Annotated in this window: 20 protein-coding genes; 2 read left to right on the forward strand and 18 right to left on the reverse strand. The window is 73.4% G+C overall.

The window, feature by feature from the left end; genetic code table 11:
* Positions 1-40: 40 nt before the first annotated feature.
* From cmk to ald, 8 genes are all read right to left on the reverse strand, one after another.
* A complete protein-coding gene (cmk, locus tag EEW87_RS16935; RefSeq protein WP_123091815.1) occupies positions 41-733 on the reverse strand; it encodes a (d)CMP kinase in 693 nt (230 codons plus the stop codon).
* Positions 734-755: 22 nt separating this feature from the next.
* Complete coding sequence (locus EEW87_RS04195; RefSeq protein WP_123091816.1) at positions 756-1,883, reverse strand: prephenate dehydrogenase; 1,128 nt, start codon at positions 1,881-1,883, stop codon at positions 756-758.
* Positions 1,880-2,827: a pseudouridine synthase gene (locus EEW87_RS04200; RefSeq protein WP_123091817.1), complete on the reverse strand. Its 948-nt coding sequence runs from the start codon at positions 2,825-2,827 to the stop codon at positions 1,880-1,882. Before EEW87_RS04200 ends, EEW87_RS04195 begins: the two co-directional genes overlap by 4 nt.
* Entirely contained in the window at positions 2,824-3,450 is a 627-nt protein-coding gene (gene scpB, locus EEW87_RS04205) for an SMC-Scp complex subunit ScpB (protein WP_068275644.1), read from the reverse strand. Before scpB ends, EEW87_RS04200 begins: the two co-directional genes overlap by 4 nt.
* The gene (locus EEW87_RS04210; protein ID WP_123091986.1) at positions 3,447-4,463 is read right to left on the reverse strand and encodes a segregation and condensation protein A; all 1,017 of its coding nucleotides are present in this window, start codon (positions 4,461-4,463) and stop codon (positions 3,447-3,449) included. The genes scpB and EEW87_RS04210 overlap by 4 nt, the downstream gene beginning before the upstream one ends.
* A gap of 4 nt (positions 4,464-4,467) precedes the next feature.
* On the reverse strand, positions 4,468-5,343 hold the full coding sequence (locus EEW87_RS04215; protein WP_232311864.1) for a ParA family protein: 876 nt from the start codon (positions 5,341-5,343) through the stop codon (positions 4,468-4,470).
* A gap of 145 nt (positions 5,344-5,488) precedes the next feature.
* A complete protein-coding gene (gene xerD / locus EEW87_RS04220; RefSeq protein ID WP_123091818.1) occupies positions 5,489-6,400 on the reverse strand; it encodes a site-specific tyrosine recombinase XerD in 912 nt (303 codons plus the stop codon).
* A gap of 32 nt (positions 6,401-6,432) precedes the next feature.
* Positions 6,433-7,548, reverse strand: a complete 1,116-nt coding sequence (gene ald / locus EEW87_RS04225; protein ID WP_123091819.1) for an alanine dehydrogenase — start codon at positions 7,546-7,548, stop codon at positions 6,433-6,435.
* An 82-nt stretch (positions 7,549-7,630) separates the two neighbouring features.
* Here ald and EEW87_RS04230 point away from each other — a divergent pair, with 82 nt between their 5' ends.
* Complete coding sequence (locus EEW87_RS04230) at positions 7,631-8,338, forward strand: hypothetical protein (protein ID WP_225988177.1); 708 nt, start codon at positions 7,631-7,633, stop codon at positions 8,336-8,338.
* 117 nt (positions 8,339-8,455) lie between these two features.
* Here EEW87_RS04230 and hisS read toward each other — a convergent pair whose 3' ends face one another.
* Together hisS and EEW87_RS04240 are read right to left on the reverse strand one after the other, a co-directional pair.
* Positions 8,456-9,817: a histidine--tRNA ligase gene (gene hisS, locus EEW87_RS04235; RefSeq protein ID WP_123091821.1), complete on the reverse strand. Its 1,362-nt coding sequence runs from the start codon at positions 9,815-9,817 to the stop codon at positions 8,456-8,458.
* Positions 9,814-10,518, reverse strand: coding sequence for an MBL fold metallo-hydrolase (locus EEW87_RS04240; RefSeq protein WP_123091822.1), 705 nt, complete (start codon positions 10,516-10,518; stop codon positions 9,814-9,816). Before EEW87_RS04240 ends, hisS begins: the two co-directional genes overlap by 4 nt.
* Positions 10,519-10,566: 48 nt before the next feature.
* Between EEW87_RS04240 and EEW87_RS04245 the strand changes: the two genes are divergently transcribed.
* Positions 10,567-11,976: a DUF349 domain-containing protein gene (locus tag EEW87_RS04245; protein ID WP_229298970.1), complete on the forward strand. Its 1,410-nt coding sequence runs from the start codon at positions 10,567-10,569 to the stop codon at positions 11,974-11,976.
* Positions 11,977-11,981: 5 nt separating this feature from the next.
* Here the strand turns inward: EEW87_RS04245 and EEW87_RS04250 are convergent, their stop codons facing one another.
* The 8 genes from EEW87_RS04250 to ruvC all read right to left on the reverse strand — a co-directional run bounded on the left by EEW87_RS04250 (position 11,982) and on the right by ruvC (position 20,895).
* The gene (locus EEW87_RS04250; RefSeq protein ID WP_123091824.1) at positions 11,982-14,303 is read right to left on the reverse strand and encodes a RelA/SpoT family protein; all 2,322 of its coding nucleotides are present in this window, start codon (positions 14,301-14,303) and stop codon (positions 11,982-11,984) included.
* Between the two features lie 9 nt (positions 14,304-14,312).
* Positions 14,313-14,864, reverse strand: coding sequence for an adenine phosphoribosyltransferase (locus EEW87_RS04255; protein WP_123091825.1), 552 nt, complete (start codon positions 14,862-14,864; stop codon positions 14,313-14,315).
* Positions 14,861-16,084 carry a protein translocase subunit SecF gene (gene secF / locus EEW87_RS04260; protein ID WP_225985038.1) on the reverse strand — a complete coding sequence of 408 codons (1,224 nt, stop codon included), beginning with the start codon at positions 16,082-16,084 and terminating at the stop codon, positions 14,861-14,863. The genes EEW87_RS04255 and secF overlap by 4 nt, the downstream gene beginning before the upstream one ends.
* The gene (gene secD, locus EEW87_RS04265; RefSeq protein ID WP_123091827.1) at positions 16,081-18,039 is read right to left on the reverse strand and encodes a protein translocase subunit SecD; all 1,959 of its coding nucleotides are present in this window, start codon (positions 18,037-18,039) and stop codon (positions 16,081-16,083) included. Before secD ends, secF begins: the two co-directional genes overlap by 4 nt.
* The gene (gene yajC / locus EEW87_RS04270; protein ID WP_123091828.1) at positions 18,039-18,428 is read right to left on the reverse strand and encodes a preprotein translocase subunit YajC; all 390 of its coding nucleotides are present in this window, start codon (positions 18,426-18,428) and stop codon (positions 18,039-18,041) included. The genes secD and yajC overlap by 1 nt, the downstream gene beginning before the upstream one ends.
* 144 nt (positions 18,429-18,572) lie before the next feature.
* Positions 18,573-19,742 (reverse strand): Holliday junction branch migration DNA helicase RuvB, encoded by a 1,170-nt coding sequence (gene ruvB / locus EEW87_RS04275; RefSeq protein ID WP_123091829.1) that lies wholly within the window; start codon positions 19,740-19,742, stop codon positions 18,573-18,575.
* On the reverse strand, positions 19,739-20,335 hold the full coding sequence (ruvA, locus tag EEW87_RS04280; RefSeq protein WP_123091830.1) for a Holliday junction branch migration protein RuvA: 597 nt from the start codon (positions 20,333-20,335) through the stop codon (positions 19,739-19,741). Before ruvA ends, ruvB begins: the two co-directional genes overlap by 4 nt.
* Positions 20,332-20,895 (reverse strand): crossover junction endodeoxyribonuclease RuvC, encoded by a 564-nt coding sequence (gene ruvC / locus EEW87_RS04285; protein ID WP_123091831.1) that lies wholly within the window; start codon positions 20,893-20,895, stop codon positions 20,332-20,334. Before ruvC ends, ruvA begins: the two co-directional genes overlap by 4 nt.
* Between the last annotated feature and the right edge of the window lie 5 nt (positions 20,896-20,900).

Here is a 20,900-nt window from a genome sequence, read left to right on the forward strand (position 1 = left end):
CGCGGACCTCGGCGGTCCCCTCGGGCGCGTCGGTGCCCGGTCAGCCCGCGGGACGCACCGCGTCGACGGCGGCGATGGCGGCCGCCACGCTCTCCTCGAAGGTCATCTCGGAGGTGTCGAGCGTGAGCACCCCGTCGGCGGCGACGAGGAACTGCGAGACCGTCGAGTCGTCGCGGTCACGACGCACGACCTCGTCGCGGGTCGCCTCCAGCGTCTGCTCGTCGGCGCCGCCGTGCAGCTCGACGGTGCGCCGGCGCAGTCGGGCCTCCTCGCTCGCGGTGAGGAGCAGACGCACGTCGGCGTCGGGGGCGACGACGGTCGTCACGTCACGCCCCTCGGCGACGACGCTGCCCTGCTCGTCGCCGATGACGGTGATGAGATCGCGCTGCTGCTCCTGGAGGGCGACGCGGACCCCGGGGTTGGTGGCGACGGCAGAGACCTGCGCGCTGATCTGCGAGGTACGGATCGCCTCGGTGACGTCCTCGTCGCCGACGAGGACCCCGGGCTCGGCCGGGTCGGCGCTCATCGCGAGCGGCAGGTCCCGTGCGGCCGCGGCGACGGCGTCGAGGTCGGTGAGGTCGACCCCGGACTCGAGGCACCACCACGTGAGGGCGCGGTACATCGCCCCGGTGTCGAGGTAGCCGCCCCCGAGGTGGGCGGCGACGGCCCGGGAGACGCTGGACTTGCCGGACCCGGAGGGACCGTCGACGGCGACGACGAAGGGGGCGCTCATGGGTGTCGATCCTAGGCGGGGCTCAGGAGTGCAGCTGCCAGCCCCGGGCCAGCAGGGCGTCCTCGAGCGGGCCGGCGGCGGCCGGCACGACGGAGACCTCCGCGACGCCGAAGGGCAGGCCCAGGCCGTGGTCGAGGCGCAGGTCCTCGAGGTTGATGCCGGCCTCGCCGATGTCGGCGAAGAGCCGGGCGAGCTCGCCGGGCCGGTCGTCGACGACGACGCTGACGATCGTGTAGGCCGTGGGCGCGGCGCCGTGCTTGCCCGGGATCCGGGAGTGCCCGGCGTTGCCGTCGGCGATGGCGCGGGCGAGGACGGCCCGGGCCCCCGGCGCGTCCTCGTCGAGGCCGTGCTCGAGGTCTCCGAGCGCGCCGATGACGCCGTCGAGCTCGTCGCGCAGGCTGGTGAGCACGGCCCGCACGGAGCCGGCGTTGCCGGCGAGGATCTGGGTCCACAGCCCGGGGTCGCTCGCCGCGATCCGGGTGACGTCGCGCACGCCCTGGCCGGCCAGGCCGACCGCGTGCTCGCTCAGCGGCTCGAGGCGTGCGGCTACGAGGCTCGCGGCGAGCTGGGGCACGTGCGAGACGGCGGCGACGGCGGCGTCGTGCTCGTCGGGCGTGAGCCGGCTGACGACGGACCCGACGGCCCGGGCGACGCGCTCGACGCGCTTCACCGCGGCGGGATCGGTGCCCTCGTCGGCGCAGACGACCCAGGCGCGACCCTCGAAGAGGTCGGGTCGCGCGGCGATGGCCCCGCTGCGCTCGCGCCCGGCCATCGGGTGCGAGCCGACGTAGCGCTCCAGGGGTGCGCCCAGACGCACGAGGTCGTGCCGGATGACCCCCTTGACGGAGGCGACGTCGGTGACCGTCGCCCCCGGCCAGCGGCGCAGGGCGTCGGCGACCACCGTCGGGGTGATGTCCGGCGGGGTCGCGACGACGACGAGGTCGGGCTCCGGGTGGCCGTCGTCGTCGTAGCCCAGGCGCGGCCCGAGCCGGCCCGCGCCGAGATCCCGGGCGAGGGTCATCGCCGTCACCGACTGGTCCTGCAGGACCGGCTCGGCGCCGGCCCGGCGCAGGGCGAGACCGATCGACGCGCCGATGAGACCGGTGCCGATGATCCAGACCTGCGGGAGCGCCTCGGCGCCGCTGCTCACAAGCCGACCGCCTTGTACAGCTGGCCGATCTCGCGCCGGCTGAGCGCCCGCCAGCGGCCGGACTTCGTCTGCCCGAGCTCGACGGGGCCGACCTGCACCCGGGTGAGGGTGAGCACGGGGTGCCCGACCTCCTCCATGAGCCGGCGCACGATGTGGTTGCGGCCCTCGTGCAGGACGATCTCGACGACCGCCTTGCCCGGGGTCGAGGCGACGACGGAGAAGGAGTCGACCTTCACCGGTCCGTCCTCGAGCTGGACGCCGGCGCGCAGCGTCTTGCCGAGGTCGCGCGGCACCGGGCCGGAGACCTGGGCGACGTAGGTCTTGAGCACCCCGTAGCGGGGGTGCTGCAGGCGGTGGGCGAGGTCGCCGTCGTTGGTGAGGAGCAGCAGGCCCTCGGTGTCGGCGTCGAGCCGGCCGACGTGGAAGAGGCGCTCGGGGCGCTCCGCGACGTAGTCGCCCACCGACGTACGGCCGAGGTCGTCCGACATCGTCGTGACGACGCCGAGGGGCTTGTTGAAGGCGAGGTAGACCCGGCTCTCGTCGAGCTGGACCCGCTCCCCGTCGACGTGGACGGTCTGGCTCGAGGGGTCGACGCGGATGCCGAGCTCGGTGACGACCTGGCCGTCCACCTGCACCCGGCCCGCTGCGATGAGCTCCTCGCAGGCGCGCCGCGATCCGACGCCGGCCCCGGCGAGCAGCTTCTGCAGGCGCACGCCGTCGGGCGCGTGGACGTCGACCTCAGGTGCAGATCGAGGCTGCGGGGCGATCGTCGGCTGGCCCTGGCGCGAGCGCCCGGTCGTGCCGCGGTTGCCGCCGTCGGGTCGCCCACGGGGGCCGCCACCCTGGCGAGAGCCCCCCTGACCACCCGGTCGGGAGCCCCCGGGGCCGCCCTGACGTCGGCCGCCGCCCCCGCCACCGCGGCGCTGTCCGTCGGCGGGGCTCATGCCCGGCCCTGCTCTGCGAGCTCGTCGATCATGTCTGCCTCCGGCAGGTAGGGAGCGATGGGCGGCAGGTCGTCGAGCGACTGCAGCCCCATCCGCTCGAGGAATGAGTCGGTGGTGCCGTACAGGGTCGAGCCGGACTCGCCGTCGTGGCTGACCTCGGTGATGAGCCCACGGGTGAGCAGGGTGCGCACGACGCCGTCGACGCTCACCCCGCGCACCGCGCTGATCCGGGCACGGGAGATGGGCTGGCGGTAGGCGATGACGGCGAGCGTCTCCAGCGAGGCCTGGGTGAGACGGGCCTGCTGCCCGTCGAGCACGAAGCGCTCGACGACCGACGCGTACGCGGGGTGCGAGTACAGACGCCAGCCGCCGGCGACGGAGCGGATCGTCCACCCGCGGGTGCCGTCGGCGAGCTCTGCCTCGATCTCGGCGAGGGCGTCGCGCACCGTCTCGACGGTCACCTCGAGGGCGGAGGCGAGGGCGACCTCGCTCACCGGCTCCTCGACGACCATGAGGACCGCCTCGACGGCCCCCTTCGCCCCACCGGGCAGCTCGTCGACGTCGAGGGCGAGCTGGCCGCCCTCGTCGGGTGCGTCCGGGGGGATCTCGTCGGTCGTGCTCATCGCGGGTCTCCTGCCTCGACGGGCCGAGGGCCGGCGTCGTCCTGCTCGGGGGTGGTGCCGGCCAGGGTGTCCTCGGCGGCCGCACCGGCCGGGGTCTCCTGCTCGGGGGCGGGCCGCTCGAGGTCGGCCTCGTCGAACTCGTCGCTCACCTGCACGTCGCCGTCCTGGGCGCCGACCCAGCGCACCGTGAGCTCGCCGAGGGCCTCGGGCTGCTCGAAGGTCACCGCCTGCTCGCGGAAGAGCTCGAGCAGGGCGAGGAAGCGGGCGACGACGACGAGCGTGGAGTCGGCGTCGCGCACGAGGGTGCGGAAGGACGCCGACCCGTGCTCTCGCAGCCGCTCGGCGACGATGCCCGCCTGCTCGACGACGCTCACCGTCGGCGCGTGGAGGTGGGCCAGGCCGACCGTCGGCTCCTCGCGCGGGGTGAGCGCACGGGCGGCGATCATCGCCAGCTGCTCGGGGGTGATCGTGATGACGAGCTCGGGCAGCAGGCTGGCGAGCTGGGGCTCCAGCCCGGCCTGACGGGGCGTCATCCGGGCGCTGCGGCTCAGCTCGGCGGCGAAGCGACCGGCGACCTCCTTGAAGGCGCGGTACTGCAGCAGCCGGGCGAAGAGCAGGTCGCGGGCCTCGATGAGGGCGAGGTCCTCCTCGTCGTCCTCGCGGCTCGTCGGCAGCAGCCGGGCGGCCTTGAGGTCGAGCAGGGTCGCAGCGACGAGGAGGAACTCCGAGGTCTGGCCGAGGTCGAGCTCGGCCTGGCTCTCGCGGATCGCCCGCAGGTGCACCATGAACTCGTCGGTGACCTTGGCCAGCGCGATCTCGGTGATGTCGAGCTGGTGCTTGCTGATGAGCCCGAGGAGGAGGTCGAAGGGACCCTCGTAGTTCTCGAGGTGGACGGTGAAGGCCTGCGAGGCGGCCCGCCGGGTGATCACTCCCCCCGGGACGGCCTCGGTCTCGGCGGGGACCGCCGCGGGCGGGTCGAGCAGCGCCGGGTCGAGTGCCGGGAGCTCGGTCATCGGCTCAGGCAGCCCCACCGCGGGCGATGAGCTCGCGGGCGAGCTGGCGGTAGGCGTTGGCGCCGTTGTGCGCCGTCGCGTACGTCGTGATCGGCTCCGCGGCGAGCGTGGCGTCGGGGAACTTCACGGTGCGCGAGATGACGGTGTGGAAGACGCGCTCGCTGAAGTGGTCGACGACGCTGCTGACGACCTCGCGGCTGTGCAGGGTCCGGCCGTCGTACATCGTCGCGAGGATGCCGTCGATCTCCAGGCGCGGGTTGAGCCGGTCCTGGATCTTCTCGATGGTCTCGACGAGCAGGGCGACCCCGCGCATCGCGAAGTACTCGGTCTCGAGCGGGATGATGACGCCGTGCGCCGCCGTGAGGGCGTTGACGGTGAGCAGCCCGAGGCTGGGCTGGCAGTCGATGAGCACGACGTCGTAGTCGTCGAGGACGGGGCGCAGGACCCGGGCGAGGATCTGCTCGCGGGCGACCTCGCCGACGAGCTGCACCTCGGCCGCGGAGAGGTCGATGTTCGCCGGGACGACGTCGAGGCCCTGGACGTTCGTGCGCTGGATGACCTCGCGGATGTCGTGACGGCGCTCGACGAGGAGGTTGTAGATCGTCACGTCGAGGGTGTGGGTCGGCACGCCGAGACCCACGGAGAGCGCGCCCTGGGGGTCGAAGTCGACGAGGAGGACCTTGCGACCGAGCTCGGCGAGCGCGGCGCCGAGGTTGATCGTCGTCGTCGTCTTGCCGACGCCGCCCTTCTGGTTGCACATCGCGATGATGCGCGCCGGGCCGTGCGCGGTCAGCGGAGCGGGCTCCGGGAAGTCGGGGAGAGGTCGACCCGTGGGGCCGACCTGGACCGTGCCGTGCTCGAGCTCGAGCGGCGGCGTCACCTCTGGTGCCACGTGCTGATCACTCCATCGCCGTACGTCGGTCAGCCTCACGCTGATCGAGGCGACCCTACCAGCGGCGCCGGTGGGTCTCCTGGTCGGCGAGCGCCGGGGCGCTCCGTCCCCTCCGGCGCGGGGGCGCGTCGTCTCACCGGGCGCGGGGGTGGCTCTGCGCGTAGACCTCGCGCAGCTGCTGCACGGTGACCATCGTGTAGATCTGGGTCGTCGTCACCGAGGCGTGGCCGAGCAGCTCCTGGACGACCCGGACGTCGGCGCCGCCGTCGAGCAGGTGGGTGGCGAAGGAGTGGCGCAGGGTGTGCGGCGAGATCTCGCCCCGCAGCCGGGCCCGGCCGGCCGTCGCGCTGATGATCGCCCACGCGCTCTGCCGCGACAGCCGGGTGCCGCGGCGGTTGAGGAAGAGGGCGGGGCCGCCGCGCCCCTTCGCCAGCATCTCGGGACGCCCGCGGACGAGCCACGCCGAGACCGCCTCGGTGGCGTAGCTGCCGAGCGGCACGACGCGCTCCTTGCTGCCCTTGCCGAAGAGCCGGACCGCCCCGGCGTCGAGGTCGACGTCGTCGACGTCGAGCCCGACCGCCTCAGAGATCCGCGCGCCGCTGCCGTAGAGCACCTCGAGCAGGGCGCGGTCGCGCAGCGAGGACGAGGTGTCCCCCGCTCCCGTCGCGTCGATGAGCGCCGACACCTCGGCGACGGAGATGGCCTTGGGCAGACGCGACGGGGGCCGCGGCGGCGCGACGTCGGCGGCGGGGTCGTCCGCGGCGAGCCCCTCGAGCGCGAGGAAGCGGTGCAGCCCGCGCACGGCCACGAGGGTGCGTGCCGCCGAGGTCGCCGCGAGCGGCGGGTGCTCCTCGCTCCCCCGGCGCAGGTCGGCGAGGAAGGAGGCGACGTGCTCCTCGCGCACCTCGTCGGGTGCGGTGACGCCCGCCGCCTCGAGATGGCGCACGTAGCGCTGCGCGTCGCGGCGGTACGCGGCGAGGGTGTGGCGGCTGACCCCGCGCTCGACGTCGAGGTGGGTCAGCCAGGTGCGCACCGCCCGGGCCATCGCGGTGGCCGCGGGCGGTGCTGACGACTGGGTCAGGCGAGGACCTCCGCGACGGGGGTGCACGCCATGTCGAAGGCGTCGGCGACGCCCTGGTAGGTCACGGCACCTGCGTGGGTGTTGAGGCCGGCCGCGAGCGCCGGGTCGGCCCGCATCGCGTCGCGCCAGCCGTGGTCGGCGAGCGCGGCGGCGTAGGACAGGGTCGCGTTGGTCAGCGCCCAGGTCGACGTCGAGGGGACGGCGCCGGGCATGTTGGCCACGCAGTAGTACAGCGAGTCGTGGACCTCGAAGGTGGGGTCGGCGTGGGTCGTCGGGCGGCTGCCCTCGAAGCACCCGCCCTGGTCGATCGCGACGTCGACGAGGACCGAGCCGGGCTTCATCTGGCTGACCATCTCGTCGGTGACGAGCTTGGGGGCCTTCGCCCCGGGGATGAGCACCGTGCCGATGACGAGGTCGGCCCCGAGCACCTGCTCGCGCACGCTGAGCGCCGAGGAGGCGATCTGGTGGACGCGGTTGTCGTAGCGCCAGAAGCTCATCCGCAGCTTGTCGAGGTCGGTGTCGAGGAGGGTGACGTCGGCGCCCATGCCCAGGGCGATGTTCGCGGCGTTCTGGCCGGCGACACCGGCGCCGAGGACGACGACCTTGGCGTTGGCGACACCACCGACGCCACCGAGCAGGACCCCGCGGCCGCCGTGGGCGCGCATGAGCGCCGAGGCCCCGACCTGCGGGGCGAGGCAGCCGGCGACCTCGGACATCGGGTAGAGCAGGGGCAGCATCCCCGAGCGCAGCTGGACGGTCTCGTAGGCGACGGCGGTGACCCCCTTCGCGACGAGCTCGTCGGTGAGCGGCTGGTCGGCCGCGAGGTGGAGGTAGGTGAAGAGCAGCAGGCCCTCGCGCAGGCGGTGGTACTCCTCGGCGACGGGCTCCTTGACCTTCATCACCATGTCGGAGGCGCCCCAGAGCTCGTCCGCGTCGGCGATGATCGTCGCGCCCTGCGCGACGTAGTCCTCGTCGGGCAGCCCCGACCCGAGCCCCGCACCGGACTCGACGAGCACCTCGTGCCCTGCCGTGACCAGCTCGTGGACGCCGACCGGGGTGATCCCCACCCGGTACTCGTTGTTCTTGACCTCGCGGGGGATGCCGATCTTCACGGGATGTGAGCCCTTCGTCGTCGGTGAAGCCGGCAGGACGCCGTTGTCCGCCGGCGCGGCCGTGGCCGCAGGGTGGGATTCTATGCACGGCGCGCGGTGCTCCGTGCACGGCCCGACGCTCCTCGTCCCCCTTCGCCCCCCACCCGCCCCGGGAGCCCCGATGAAGCTCTACGCCGACCTGCCGGCCCGCCGCACCGCCCAGGTCGTCTCCGACCTGCTGATGATCGCGTGGGTGTGGGGCTGGGTCTGGGCCGGCCGCACCGTGCACGACGTGACGATGCGTCTCGCCGAGCCCGGACGACGGCTCGAGGGCGCCGGCTCGGGCTTCCGCGAGAAGATGACGAGCGCCGGCAACGGCGTCGACGACCTGCCGCTCGTCGACGACAAGGTCGCCACGCCCTTCCGCGAGGCGGCCGGCGCCGGCACGGACATCGAGTCCGCGGGACGCGACCTCGTCGACGCCGTCGAGCGCCTGTCCACCGCGCTCGGGCTCGTCACCGCCGTCGTCCCGATCGTCCTCGTCCTGCTCGTGTGGGGCACGCTGCGCTACCGCTTCGTGCGGCACGCGACGGCGGCCCAGCGCTTCATGGACTCCGATGCCGACCTCGACCTCTTCGCGCTGCGGGCGATGGCCGGCCAGCCGATGCCGCGGCTCGCCGCCATCTCACCCGACCCCGTCGGCGCCTGGCGCCGCCGTGACCCCGACGTCGTGCGAGCCCTCGCCCTGCTCGAGCTGCGCGACGCAGGCCTGCGCCCGCCCCGCCCCACCGGCACCGACTCCGTGAGCTGACCCTCCCCCCTTCGTCTCGCCTGCCCCAGGTTTCTCGGGTCACCCGATAAACCCCGGCTCCGCAAGAGTAAGAAACTCATGCGGAGCCGGGGTAAGTCGTGCTGAGCGAAGGGGGAGTCAGCCGGCGGCGACGACGCGGGGACGCAGGTCCTCGGGCGGGCACTGCCAGGTGAGGGGGTCGGCGTCGACCTGCTCGCCCGAGCGGATGTCCTTGACCTGGTCGCCGCCCTCGCCGGCGCCGACGAACCACACGAAGGGGATGCCCCGCCGCTCGGCGTGCCGGATCTGCTTGCCGAGCTTGGCCGCCGAGGGGGCGACCTCGCAGGCGATGCCGCGCGAGCGCAGGGCGGTGGCGACGGCGACGGAGGCGGGGCGTGACTCCTCGTCGAGGACCGCGACGAGGACGGCCGCCGGAGACATGCGGGTGGCCGTGACGAGCCCCTCGCGCAGGAGCAGCGCGAGCAGGCGGGACAGGCCGATGGAGATCCCCACCCCTGGGTAGGTCGTGCGCCCGTCGGTGGCGAGGGTGTCGTAGCGCCCCCCGGAGCAGAAGCTGCCCCAGTCCTCGTGGCCGACGACCTGGGTCTCGTAGACCGTGCCCGTGTAGTAGTCGAGGCCGCGCGCGATCCGCAGGTCGGCGACCATCGCGCCGGGGGCGTTGGCCATCCCGGTCTCGATGACGGCCCGCAGCGCCGCCAGGCCCTCGTCGAGGACAGGGTGCTCGACGCCGAGCGCGCGCACCTGCTCGACGAAGGAGGCGTCCTCGGTGCGGATCTGGGCCAGGCGGAGCACGGCGTCGGCCTGCTCCTGGGTGAGCCCGGCGTCGACGAGCAGGGCGGCCACCTTCGCCGGGCCGATCTTGTCGAGCTTATCGACGACGCGGAGCGTGCCCGCGACGTCCTCGATGCCCAGCCCGCGGTAGAAGCCCTCGGGGATCATCCGGTTGTTCACCTGGATGACCATCGGCGGGACGGGCAGCGCGGCGAAGATCTCCGCCATGACGAGCGGCACCTCGGCCTCGAAGTGGGGCGAGAGCTCGCCGACGTCGACGACGTCGATGTCGCACTGCGTGAACTCCCGGAAGCGGCCCTCCTGGGGCCGCTCCCCGCGCCACACCTTCTGGATCTGGTGGCGGCGGAAGGGGAAGCTCAGCCGGCCCGCGTGCTCGACGACGTAACGGGCGAAGGGGACGGTGAGGTCGAAGTGCAGACCGAGCTCGGCGTCGCCGCGCTCCCCCGGCTCGCCGGCGAGGCGCGAGACCGCGTAGATCTCCTTGTCGGCGTCACCGCCCTTGCCGAGCAGCCGCTCGACCGGCTCGACCGCCCGGGTCTCGATGCCCGGGAAGCCGTGCAGCTCGAAGGTCGAGCGGATGACGTCGATGAAGTGCTGCTCGACCACCCGGTCCTGGGGCAGGTGCTCCGGGAAGCCCGACAGCGGGGTGATCTTGGTGGCTCGTGCGGTGGGGCCAGAGGTGCTCACGCGATGTCCTGCAGGTAGGGGTTGGTGGCCTTCTCACGGCCGAGGGTGGTCGCCGGGCCGTGGCCCGGCAGGACGAGGCTGGAGTCGGCGCGCGGCGCGACGGCGTCCCGCAGGCTGCGCATCATCGCCTCGTGGCTGCCGCCGGGCAGGTCCGTGCGCCCGATGGAGCCGGCGAAGAGGACGTCACCGGTGATGAGCGTGCGGTCGACCTGCGCCTCGTCGGGCACGCCGACGGGCACGCCGTCGAGGGCGAACATCACCGAGCCCTCGGTGTGACCGGGCGCGTGGACGACGTCGAGCTCGAGCCCGGCGACGCTCACCCGCTCCGCGTCGCGCACCTCGACGACCCGCTCCGGCTCGCGCCACGCCGCCTGGGTGCCGAACTGCTGCTCGAGCATCCCCAGCAGGCCCGGGCCGAGCGAGCTGCCGCCGAGCGGGTCGACGAGGCGGTAGCGGTCCTCGGAGTGGATGTACGCGGCGAGCTCGCCCCCGCACACCGGGGTCACGGAGTACACGTGGTCGACGTGCCCGTGGGTGAGCAGGACGGCCGCGGGACGCAGCCGGTGCTCGGCGAGCACCTCGCGCAGGGTCTCCTCGACACCGATGCCCGGGTCGACGATCACGCACTCCTCGCCGGGCCCCGGGGCGACGACGTAGCAGTTGGTGCCGAAGGCGGCTGCAGGGAAGGTCACGGTCAGCACGAGGAGTGAGCCTACCCAGCGCGCGTCGTGCGGCTAGGCTCGCGTCTCGTGAGCGAGCAGACCCCTGAGCCGACTGACGCCCCGGACACCACGCCCGAGGTGCACGACGCCCCCAGCCCCACCCCTTCGGCCCCCTCCCCCGCCGCGATGGCACGGATGGCGCCCCGTCGACCCGCCGCGGTCCCGGTCCCCCCGGTGATCGAGACGGACCACTCGGCGTCGGCCGCCTTCGGCCGCGTCGACGACGAGGGCACGGTCTACGTCCGCGAGGGCGACGGCGAGCGCGCCGTCGGCTCCTACCCGGGCGCGACGCCGGAGCAGGCGCTGCTCTACTTCGCCCGCAAGTACGACGAGCTGCACGCCTCCGCCACGCTGCTGCGCCAGCGCCTCGACGCCCCGGAGGTCACCGCCAAGGAGATCGCCGACGGCCTGGGCGCCCTGAAGACCCACGCCGAGGGTGCCGACGTCGTCGGCGACCTGCCGGCGCTGGCCGCCCTCGTCGCGGAGGTCGAGACCGGGCTGGCCGACAAGCGCTCCCGCGAGAGCGCCCAGCGCGCCGAGGCCAAGAAGGCCGCCGCCGCCGAGCGCGAGGCGATCGTCGCCGAGGCCGAGTCCATCGCCGCCCAGCCCGTCGAGCGCATCCAGTGGAAGTCCTCGACCGCCCGCATGCGCGAGCTGCTCGACACGTGGAAGACCCACCAGAAGTCCGGCGTGCGCCTGGACAAGGACGTCGAGTCGGCGCTGTGGCAGCGCTTCTCGAAGGCTCGTAACTCCTTCGACAAGGGCCGCCGCCACCACTTCGCCGAGCTCGAGTCGAGCCGTGGCGAGGTCAAGGCGACCAAGGAGGCGCTCGTCGCCGAGGCCGAGCGTCTGTCGACGAGCACCGACTGGGGCCAGACCGCCGGCGCCTACAAGCGCCTCATGGACCAGTGGCGCCACGCCGGCCGCGCCGGCCGCAAGGACGACGACGCCCTGTGGGAGCGCTTCCGCGCCGCCCAGGACGCCTTCTTCACCGCCAAGGACGAGGAGCAGGCCCGCGAGGACGAGAGCTTCCGCGGCAACCTCGAGGTCAAGGAGCGCCTCCTCGTCGAGGCCCAGGCCCTCCTGCCGATCAAGGACCTCGGCGCGACGAAGGGGGCGCTGCGCTCGATCCAGGAGCGCTGGGAGGCCGCCGGCAAGGTGCCCCGCGGCGACGTCGACCGGATGGAGAAGGGTCTGCGCGCCGTCGAGCAGTCCGTGCGCGACGCCGAGGACACCCGCTGGAAGAAGAGCAACCCCGAGCTGTCCGCCCGCGCGAACAGCCTCGTCAGCCAGCTCCAGGCCAAGATCGCCGAGCTCGAGGAGCAGGTCGCCGCGACCGACGACGCCGGTCGCCGCCGCCGCCTCGAGGGCGAGCTCGAGTCGAGCCGTTCGCTGCTCGCCATGGCCCAGGCCGGCGCCGACGAGCTCGGGGGCTGAGGGGGCTACTCCTCCTCGACGCCCGGGCGACCGCCGGTCAGCCGGTAGGCGTCGAAGACGCCGTCGATCCGCTTCACCTGGCCCAGCACATGGGCCAGGTGAGTCGGGTCGCCCATCTCGAAGGCGAAGCGCAGCTTGGCCACGCGGTCACGGCTCGTGTGGACCGTCGCCGAGAGGATGTTCACCGAGCTGTCGGAGAGCACCCGGGTGACGTCGGAGAGCAGCCGGCTGCGGTCCAGCGCCTCGACCTGGATCTGGACAAGGAAGAGGTTGTTGCTGCTCGACGTCCACTCGACGTCGATGAGCCGCTCGGCCTCGCGGCGCAGCGAGCCGGCGTTCGTGCAGTCGGTCCGGTGCACCGAGACGCCGTTGCCGCGGGTGATGAAGCCCATGATCTCGTCGCCGGGCACGGGCGTGCAGCAGCGCGCGAGCTTGACCCACACGTCGTCCATGCCCTTGACGACGACCCCGGGATCCCCGGCGCTGCGGCGCCGCGTGGCGATCGGGCCGGGCATGGTCGCCTCGGCGAGGTCCTCGGTCGCGCCCTCGCGCCCGCCGGCCGACGCGATGAGCCGCGAGACGACGTGCTGGGCCGAGACGTGGCCCTCGCCGACCGCCGCGTAGAGGCCGTCGACGTCCGGGTGGCGCAGCTCGTCGGCGACGCTCGCGAGGCTCTCGTGGGTGAGCAGGCGCTGCAGCGGGAGGTTCTGCTTGCGGATGACCCGGGCGATCGACTCCTTGCCGGCCTCGGCCATCTCCTCCTTGCGCTCGCGGGAGAACCAGTGCCGGATCTTGTTGCGGGCGCGCGGCGAGCGCACGAAGCTCAGCCAGTCGCGCGACGGCCCGGCACCCTCGGCCTTGCTCGTGAGCACCTCGACGACGTCACCGGTCTCGAGCGTGGAGTCCAGGGGCACGAGACGGCCGTTGACCCGTCCGCCGATCGTGCGGTGCCCGACCTCGGTGTGGACCGCGTAGGCGAAGTCGACGGGCGTCGAGCCGGCCGGCAGGGCGATGACCTGCCCCTTCGGCGTGAAGACGTAGACCTCGCGGGCGTTGATCTCGTAGCGCAGCGAGTCGAGGAACTCGCCGGGGTCGGCGGTCTCGCGCTGCCAGTCGAGCAGCTGGCGCAGCCACGCCATCTCCGAGACGGCCCCGGTGTCCTCGCTGCCGGCGGCGCCGGCGCGGGCGGTGGGGTCGTCCTTGTACTTCCAGTGCGCGGCGACGCCGTACTCGGCGCGGCGGTGCATCGCGTGGGTGCGGATCTGGATCTCGACCGGCTTGCCCTGCGGCCCGATGACCGTCGTGTGCAACGACTGGTACATGTTGAACTTCGGCAGCGAGATGTAGTCCTTGAAGCGCCCCGGCAGGGGGTTCCACCGGGCGTGCAGCGCGCCCAGCGCGGCGTAGCAGTCGCGGACCGTGTCGACGAGCACGCGCACGGCGACGAGGTCGTAGATCTCGCCGAACTCGCGGCCGCCGACGATCATCTTCTGGTACACGGAGTAGTAGTGCTTGGGCCGCCCGGTGACGGTCGCGTTGATCCGCGCCTCGCGCAGGTCGAGGACGACCTGGGCGCGCACCGTCGCGAGGTACTCCTCGCGGGCGGGGGCGCGCTCGGCGACGAGTCGCACGATCTCGTCGTACACCTTCGGGTAGAGCGTGGCGAAGGAGAGGTCCTCGAGCTCCCACTTGATGGTGTTCATGCCCAGGCGGTGGGCCAGCGGCGCGTAGATCTCGAGGGTCTCCTGGGCCTTGCGCTGCGCCGAGCCGGGCGAGACGTACTTCCACGTGCGGGCGTTGTGGAGCCGGTCGGCGAGCTTGATGACGAGGACGCGGATGTCGCGGGCCATCGCGACGACCATCTTGCGCACCGTCTCGGCCTGCGCGGCGTCGCCGTAGGTGACCTTGTCGAGCTTGGTCACCCCGTCGACGAGCTTGGCGATCTCGGAGCCGAAGTCCTCCTCGAGCGCCTCGAGCGAGTACGAGGTGTCCTCGACGGTGTCGTGGAGCAGGGCCGCGGCGAGCGTCACCGGCGTCATGCCGAGCTCGGCGAGGATCGTCGTCACCGCGAGCGGGTGGGTGATGTAGGGGTCGCCGCTCTTGCGGCGCTGGCCCTCGTGGGCGCGCGCGGCGACCTGGTAGGCCTGCTCGATGACCGACAGGTCGGCCTTCGGGTGCGTCGAGCGCACGACCTGGAGCAGCGGCTCGAGCTCGGGGGTGCTCGTCGGCTGCGAGCGGGTGCCGATCCGGGCGAGCGAGGCGCGCGCGAGCTGACGCGGGGAGAAGCCCCCTCCGGCAGACCCCGACGACGCTCTCGGCTCGCTCATGCGCAGAGCCTAGACCGTCAGCAGGGCCCCGACCTCACGCCCCTCCAGACGGGAGCGGCCGGCGAGCGCCGTGAGCTCGACGACGACCTCGATCGCCACGACCTCGGCCCCCACCTGCTCGAGCAGCTCGGCCGCCGCGGCGGCGGTGCCGCCGGTCGCGAGCACGTCGTCGACGACGAGGACCCGCTCCCCCGGCGTGACGCAGTCCTCGTGGACCTCGATCCGGGCGGTGCCGTACTCGAGGGCGTAGTCGAGGCTCACCGTCGCGCCGGGCAGCTTGCCCGCCTTGCGCACCGGCACGAAACCCGCGCCGAGGGCCAGGGCGACCGCGGTGCCGAAGATGAAGCCCCGCGCCTCGAGCCCGACGACCGTCGTGATCCCTGCGTCGCGGTACGGGGCGGCGAGCGCCTCGCACACCTGGGCCAGCGCAGGACCGTCGGCGACGAGCGGGGTGATGTCCTTGAAGAGCACCCCCGGCTCGGGGAAGTCCGGGATGTCGCGCAGCAGGCCCGAGACGAGCTCGGCGGTCTGCTCGCGCGACGCGGATGCCGTCGAGCTCATCGCTTCGACCGCGGCGTGCGCCGGGGCTGGTTGCGCGGGCCGGACTGGGCGTAGCGGTGCACGGCGCGCCCGGTGACCGTCTGCTCGGCGTCGGGGTCGGGCGAAGGGGTGACCGGCGCGTCCGCGCCGTCCCCCCGCGTCGGCGTGGTCGCGCTCGAGGACCGCAGCGGTCTCGACGGCGCGTCAGACGCACCGGCCCCCGCCGGTGCACCGACCGTGGCCGGCGTGCGGTCGCCGACCCGCTCGTGGTGCTTCGAGGCGACCTTGTCGAGCTCGACGACGTCGGCGTCGCGCCGGCGCAGGTGCACGAGCAGCGGCGTCGCGATGTAGACCGACGAGAAGGCTCCGACGACCATGCCGACGAAGAGCGCGAGCGAGAGGTCGAGCAGCGTGCCGGGACCGACCCGCGCGAAGCCGACCGCGAGGACCGCGATGATCGGCAGCACGGCGATGACCGTCGTGTTGATCGAGCGCACGAGCGTCTGGTTGACGGCGAGGTTCGCCGACTCCGCGAAGGTCTGACGCCTCGTCTCGAAGGCGTCGGAGGTGTTCTCGCGGACCTTGTCGAAGACGACGACGCTGTCGTAGAGCGAGTACCCGAGGACGGTGAGGAAGCCGATGACCGTCGCTGGCGAGACCTCGAAGCCCGACCACGTGTAGATGCCGACGGTGATGAGCATGTCGTGCGCGAGCGCGACCATCGCCGCGAGCGACATCTTCCAGTTGCGGTAGTACACCGCCATGAGCGCGGCGGTGATGACGAGGAAGACGACGAGCGCGCGCAGCGCCTGCTGGCTCACCGACGCGCCCCACGACGCCCCGATCGTGTTCTGGGTGACGTCGGAGGCCTGCACGCCGAAGGTCTGCGCGAGCTGGGAGCCCACGTCGTTCATCTCGGTCTCGGGCAGCTTCTCGGTCTGCACGCGGACCTGGTTGCCGCCGATGAGCGTGACGTTCGCCGAGGCCGTCGGGCCGGCGACCTCGCGGACCGCGTCGGTCGCCTCCTGCTGGTAGTCGCCGCTCGTCTGCGTCGTCGAGACGCGGAACTCCGAGCCGCCCTCGAACTCGAGACCGAGGTTGAGCCCGCGCACGCCGAAGCCGGCGAGGGCGATGAGCATGATGACGGCACTGATCGCGTACCAGGTCTTCGCCTTGCCGACGAAGTCGATGGAGCGCTTGCCGGTGTACAGGTCGTTGCCGAAGTCGGCCATGCGGCTCATACGACCGCACCTCCGTCGCTCGTGACGCCGGGTCGGGCGGGCTTGCGCTCCTCCGGGACGTCGAATTGGCCGCGGCCCTTGTAGCGCACGCCGGCGTTGTGCAGGGACTCGACCTCGAAGCCGGACCACGGGTGGCCGGAGGCGAAGAACGTGCGGCGGGCGAGCAGGGTGAGCAGCGGGTGGGTGAAGAGCCAGAAGACCGCGAGGTCGATGGCCGTCGTCAGGCCCAGGGTGAAGGCGAAGCCGCGCACGCCGGAGCTCGCGAGGACGTACAGGACGATCGCGGCGATGAAGTTCACGCCGTCGGCCACGAGGATGGTGCGCTTGGCACGCGCCCAGCCGGCCTCGACCGCGGCCCGCAGGTTCCTCCCTTCGCGCAGCTCGTCACGGACTCTCTCGAAGTAGACGATGAAGGAGTCCGCGGTGACGCCGATCGCGATGATGAGCCCGGTGACCCCCGCCATGTCGAGACGGAAGTTGTAGCCCCACGCGAGCAGCGCGATGAAGAGGTACGTGAAGGCGAAGGCGACGACCATCGAGCCGATCGTCACGAGGGCAAGCGCCCGGTACTGGGCGACCGAGTAGACGATGACGAGGAGCAGACCGATGAGCCCGGCGATGATGCCGTAGCGCAGCTGCTCCGAGCCGAGCGTCGGGCTGATCGTCACGGCCTGGTTGGTCTCGAAGGTGATGGGCAGCGCGCCGAACTTCAGCGACTGGGCGAGGGCGCGCGCCTCCTCGATGGTGAAGTTGCCGGTGATCGAGGCGGTGCCGTTGGGGATCGCCTCGTTGAAGCCCGGGGCGACGAGGACGGTGCCGTCGTAGACCGTCGCGAGGGCGTTGTACGACCCCGGCGGGTTGATCGGGCTGGCCTGCGACAGGCTCGGCAGGGCGAGGAGGTCGCGCGAGACCTGCGCGTAGCGCTGGACGCCGTCGCCGCCGAAGGTCAGCTGGATCTCGACGGTGTTCGTGACCTGACCCTGCTGGGTCGTCTGGTACCCGGCCGAGGCGTCCTTGATGTCGGCGCCGGCGACCATCTGCGGGCCGAGGACGTACTTCGTCGCGCCGTCCTCGGAGCAGGCGGTGATCGCCTTCTTCGGGTCGGTCGCGGGCCGCTCGTCGGAGCGCTGCGCGCAGTCGAGCTCGGTGAACTCGCGGTACAGACCGGTCGAGATGTTGTTCGGGTCGGTGGGGCCGTCGGGCTTGGCCGAAGGGGTCCACCCGCCCTGCGCGGGGGCCGTGGGCTCCCCGGTGGCCGAGGGGGTCGACGAGGCCGAGCCGGAGGCGGAGCCCCCGGAGGACGGCGTCGAGGAGGCGCTGCCGGAGGACGAGCCGCTGCCGGAGGGGGTGGTCGACGTCGTCGCGGCGCTCCCGGCGGGAGCCGTGCGGGCCTCGTCGCGGGACGCGGAGGTCGGCGAGGCGTTGCTCGCCGAGGGGTTGGACCGGGTCGTCGAGCCGCTCGTGCTGCTCGAGGACGAGCCGGAGCCGGAGGTGGCCGAGCCCGAGGACGACCCGGTGCTGCCGGGGGTGGGCTCGGTCGTGCCGGGCGCGGTCGCGAGGACCGGGCGGAACTGCATCTGCGAGGCGCTCGTGATCGCCTGGCGCTGGGCCTCGGTGGGGCGACCGGCCATCGCGACGACGATGTTCTCGCCGCCGAGGGTGGTCACCTCGGCACCGCTCGTGCCCTGGGCGTCGATGCGCTGGACGATGATGTCGCGGGCCTGGTCGAGCTGCTGCGAGCTCACCCGCTGCCCGCCCTCGACGACGGGCTCGAGGATGAACTGCGTGCCGCCCTGGAGGTCGAGGCCGAGACGGGGCGCCCACGTCGCGTCGGAGCGGGCGACGCCGAAGCCGAGGACGGCGGTGAGAGCGGCGCCCATGACGAAGAGCGCGATGAGGGTGCGCTTGGCCGCGTCCTTGGCCTTCGCGGCGCGAGCCGCGCCGCGGTCGGCCATCACGGCCGGCCCCGCTGGCCCTCGTCGTCCACGGCGCTCTCAGCGGTCACGACGGGGTCCTGGACCGGGTCGTCGGCAGGCTCCTCGCCGCGCGCGGCGGCGGTGCCGGCGACCTGGCCGCGAGACATCTCGGCCTCGCGCACGCCGACGGCACGCCGGTCGACGCGGATGACCGTCCCGGGGGCGATCTCGAGGTGGAGGACCCCCTCGTCGGTGCCGGTGATGGTGCCGTAGACGCCCGAGGTCAGCACGACCTTCTCGCCGACGGCGAGGGAGCTCTGGAAGTCCTGCATCGTCCGCTGGCGCCGACGCCCCGAGAAGACCATGAAGACGATGAGCAGGAGCGGGAGCAGCAGGATGAGCAGGCTGGCGAACGAGCCGTCGTTCATGGGAGTTCAGCAGACCTTCGCAGACGGAGACAGGACACGCCGCCGGACGGCAGCACGGCCCGGGACACCCGGGCCGATCTCGCAGTGTAGGCCAGCGATCTGCGGACCGCCTGACCTGACGCGCCGAGCCCGCTGACCGGTGGCTCAGCCGCCGAAGCGCCCGGGCTCGTCGACGGGCAGCATCCCCTGGGCCAGCCCGTCAGGCACGGCGAGCCCGAGGTGGCGCCAGGCCAGCGCCGTGGCGACCCGGCCGCGGGGGGTGCGGGCGAGGTAGCCGGTGCGCACGAGATAGGGCTCGGCGACCGTCTCGACGGTGTCGGTCTCCTCGCCGACGGCGACGGCGAGCGTCGACAGACCGGTCGGGCCGCCGCCGAAGCGGGTGCACAGGACCTCGAGCACCCCGCGGTCGAGCCGGTCGAGACCGGCGTCGTCGACGTCGAAGAGGGTGAGCGCGGCCTGGGCGGAGCGGGCGTCGACGACGTGGTCGCCGTGCACCTGCGCCCAGTCCCGCACCCGGCGCAGCAGCCGGTTGGCGATGCGGGGCGTCCCCCGCGAGCGGCGGGCGATCTCGGCGATGCCGGCGGCGTCCGCGCCGACCTGGAGCAGCCCGGCCGAGCGGTGCAGGATCGTCTCGAGGTCGGCGGTCTCGTAGTAGTCGAGATGGCCGGTGAAGCCGAAGCGGTCGCGCAGTGGGGCGGGCAGCAGCCCGGCCCGGGTCGTCGCGCCGACGACGGTGAAGGGCGGCAGCTCGAGCGGGATCGCGGTCGCCCCGGGCCCCTTGCCGACGACGACGTCGACGCGGAAGTCCTCCATCGCGAGGTAGAGCATCTCCTCGGCCGGGCGCGACATGCGGTGGATCTCGTCGAGGAAGAGCACCTCGCCCTCGGCGAGCGAGGACAGGATCGCCGCGAGGTCCCCCGCGTGCTGGATCGCCGGGCCGGAGGTGACCCGCACCGGCTGGCCGAGCTCGGCGCCGACGATCATCGCCAGCGTCGTCTTGCCCAGCCCGGGCGGGCCGGAGAGCAGGACGTGGTCCGGGGGCGCGGCACGGCGCCGCGCCGCCTCGAGGACGAGCCCGAGCTGGTCGCGCACCTTCGTCTGGCCGGGGAAGTCGACGAGCCGCTTCGGGCGCAGCGCCGCCTCGACCGCGGTGTCGTCCTCGGCCGCGGCGTCGACGATGCGCGCCGTCGCGTCGTACGACCCGTCGGGCAGGCTCGCCGGGCCGCCGGGCGGGCTCACGGGGCCGTCGGCCGGCCCGCCGCCGGCGGGCTCCTCGGCCTCGCGGATCTCGGAGGTGAAGCCGTCGCGGCTCATCCGGCGAGCTCTCGCAGGGCGGCGCGCAGGGCGGCGGAGACGTCGGGCGTGCCGTCGAGACCGGCCGCGGCGCGGTCGAGCGCGCCCTCGGCCTGCGACGCCGAGTAGCCCAGGCCGACGAGGGCCTCGAGCACCTGGGTGCGCCACGGGGGGACGACCGGCTCGACCGGGGCCGACGCGACGGCACCGGGCACGACGCCGATCTTGTCGCGCAGCTCGAGCACGAGGCGCTCGGCGCCCTTCTTGCCGATGCCGGGGACCTTCGTCAGGGTGCGCACGTCCTCGCTGCCGACGGCGGTCGCGAGGGTGTCCGGGGTGAGCACGGACAGGATCGCGAGCGCGACGCGCGGCCCGACGCCCGAGACCGTCATGAGCAGCTCGAAGGTGTCGCGCGTGCCGTCGGCGTCGAAGCCGTAGAGGGTGAGCGAGTCCTCGCGCACGACGAGCGAGGTCGCGAGGGTCACCTCGGAGCCGGTGCGGCACGCGGCGGCGACGGCCGGCGGGGTGTGCACGAGCATGCCCACACCGCCGACGGAGACGACGACGCGGTCGAGGCCCACGTGCTGGGCGCTGCCGGTCACGGAGGCGATCACGCGCCGACCCCCTTCGCCGCGAGCCGGGCCCGCTCGGAGGCGACGGCCTGCTCGAGCCGGGCCGACCCCCCGCCACGCCACGCGTGGCAGATGGCGACGGCGAGCGCGTCGGCCGCGTCGGCCGGGCGAGGCGCCTCGGGCAGGCCGAGGACGCGGGTGATCATCGAGGTGACCTGCGCCTTGTCGGCGCGTCCCGAGCCGGTGACCGCGGCCTTGACCTCGGTCGGGGTGTGCTCGTGGACGACGAGACCGCGGCGCGCGGCGGCGAGGTGGACCAGGCCGCTCGCCATCGCGGTCGTCATGACCGTCGGCACGTGCTCGGCGACGTAGACCCGCTCGATGGCGACGACATCGGGCTCGAAGCGGTCGAGCCACGTGTCGAGCTCGTCGGCGAGGTAGGCCAGCCGGTCGCCGGTCGCGCGCTCGGAGGTCGTGCGCACGACGCCGACGGCGATCATCCGCGGTCGGGCCCCGCTCGGTGCGAGGTCGCCCCGGACGCCGACGTCGACGACCGACAGCCCGCACCGGGTGAGACCGGGATCCACCCCGAGGACGCGCACGACAT

Source organism: Janibacter melonis, from assembly GCF_003721155.3.
Lineage (GTDB): Bacteria > Actinomycetota > Actinomycetes > Actinomycetales > Dermatophilaceae > Marihabitans > Marihabitans melonis.

Bases quoted from the DNA above. Each gene is read 5' to 3' on its own strand.
- yajC (WP_123091828.1), bottom strand. From the start codon at position 18,428: ATGAACGACGGCTCGTTCGCCAGCCTGCTCATCCTGCTGCTCCCGCTC.
- EEW87_RS04250 (WP_123091824.1), bottom strand. From the start codon at position 14,303: ATGAGCGAGCCGAGAGCGTCGTCGGGGTCTGCCGGAGGGGGCTTCTCC.
- scpB (WP_068275644.1), bottom strand. From the start codon at position 3,450: ATGAGCACGACCGACGAGATCCCCCCGGACGCACCCGACGAGGGCGGC.
- xerD (WP_123091818.1), bottom strand. From the start codon at position 6,400: ATGGCCCGGGCGGTGCGCACCTGGCTGACCCACCTCGACGTCGAGCGC.
- EEW87_RS04210 (WP_123091986.1), bottom strand. From the start codon at position 4,463: ATGACCGAGCTCCCGGCACTCGACCCGGCGCTGCTCGACCCGCCCGCG.
- secD (WP_123091827.1), bottom strand. From the start codon at position 18,039: ATGGCCGACCGCGGCGCGGCTCGCGCCGCGAAGGCCAAGGACGCGGCC.
- ruvB (WP_123091829.1), bottom strand. From the start codon at position 19,742: ATGAGCCGCGACGGCTTCACCTCCGAGATCCGCGAGGCCGAGGAGCCC.
- EEW87_RS04200 (WP_123091817.1), bottom strand. From the start codon at position 2,827: ATGAGCCCCGCCGACGGACAGCGCCGCGGTGGCGGGGGCGGCGGCCGA.
- secF (WP_225985038.1), bottom strand. From the start codon at position 16,084: ATGAGCCGCATGGCCGACTTCGGCAACGACCTGTACACCGGCAAGCGC.
- cmk (WP_123091815.1), bottom strand. From the start codon at position 733: ATGAGCGCCCCCTTCGTCGTCGCCGTCGACGGTCCCTCCGGGTCCGGC.
- EEW87_RS04230 (WP_225988177.1), top strand. From the start codon at position 7,631: ATGCACGGCGCGCGGTGCTCCGTGCACGGCCCGACGCTCCTCGTCCCC.
- EEW87_RS04255 (WP_123091825.1), bottom strand. From the start codon at position 14,864: ATGAGCTCGACGGCATCCGCGTCGCGCGAGCAGACCGCCGAGCTCGTC.